Annotated in this window: 1 protein-coding gene; it reads right to left on the bottom strand. The window is 56.8% G+C overall.

Features of this window, described 5'->3' with window-relative positions; translation table 11 throughout:
- Window positions 1-44 precede the first annotated feature (44 nt).
- Window positions 45-401 carry a hypothetical protein gene (locus ASG67_RS19850; protein WP_414887613.1) on the bottom strand — a complete coding sequence of 119 codons (357 nt, stop codon included), beginning with the start codon at window positions 399-401 and terminating at the stop codon, window positions 45-47.
- Window positions 402-1,051 lie beyond the last annotated feature (650 nt).

Consider the following 1,051-nt stretch of genomic DNA (forward strand, 5'->3'; position numbering starts at 1 on the left):
CCGCTTGAACTCGTCCGTGAACCGACGCTTCGTCGTACTCGCCATCATACACCTCCTGACTCCGCAAAGCCTATCATCGGTGTCCGCCAAACCGAGGGAAGATCAACCATCTCGCCATTCAGCTTCACGTACATCTCGTCGAGATGCCAGCGCCAGTGACGGAAGCCCCGCATGCGGCTCACCCGCTGACGGCGCACCTCGCCTGCGGACATGGGACCGAACCTGTTCCACCACAGCCGCACCGTCTCGTGGCAGATGTCGATGCCGCGCTCGAACAGCAGGTCCTCCAAATTGCGGAGAGACAGCGGAAACCGGACGTACATCAGCGCAACCAACCGGATCACCTCAGGCGAAGAGTTGAAGTACCAAAACGGCGATGCTGGCTTGCGGGCGCGGGGCATATGAGCCCCCTACCCGCCCCTGATTACCAACCGGTGCATTACCTCTGACAGAGCCCTCACGTATGCTTATCCCTTTGGAAGCTTTGAGATCGCTGAGTTTAGTAACCTAATGACTGCCTCTTTATGGCCGATCAAAAGGGCGGCGATCCTGTCTGCCATATCCAGATCATCGGTCAGATTAATCGCTGTTCCCAGACCCTTTGGTTCGGTCATGGTCGTAACCATTTCCAATCGTTGCGCGGCCGTCGACCTTGAGAGGTACTCGGCTAGCAAGACGGACAATATACTCTCATGCGCGGCAATCGTTGATGCAAGGGCGCTTTGTTCTTCCTGAGTCATCGGCGCAGATTACACGGCAGGACTGTCTGCGTCACTCATATCTCTCTCCCATGGAACTGACCCCTTACACAGGGAGAGGGGGTGTTCTTGCCGACTTCCCACAGCGCGATGAGACAAACGACGAGCGTGGATATGCCGACGAGGAATAATGCCAGATGACCTGCGACAGTATGCTTGAAGCCGAACCACACCCACGTCACGATGATAACGATCGGTGCTGTCAGTCGAACGCGAGCCGTTGTCCACACGATGCACGTCGGTCTTTCATGCTGGCGACATAGCTCGCAAGGTTGTGCCACTCAGCCAGTGTG

Origin of the sequence: Sphingomonas sp. Leaf339, assembly GCF_001426195.1 — a bacterium.
GTDB lineage: Bacteria > Pseudomonadota > Alphaproteobacteria > Sphingomonadales > Sphingomonadaceae > Sphingomonas.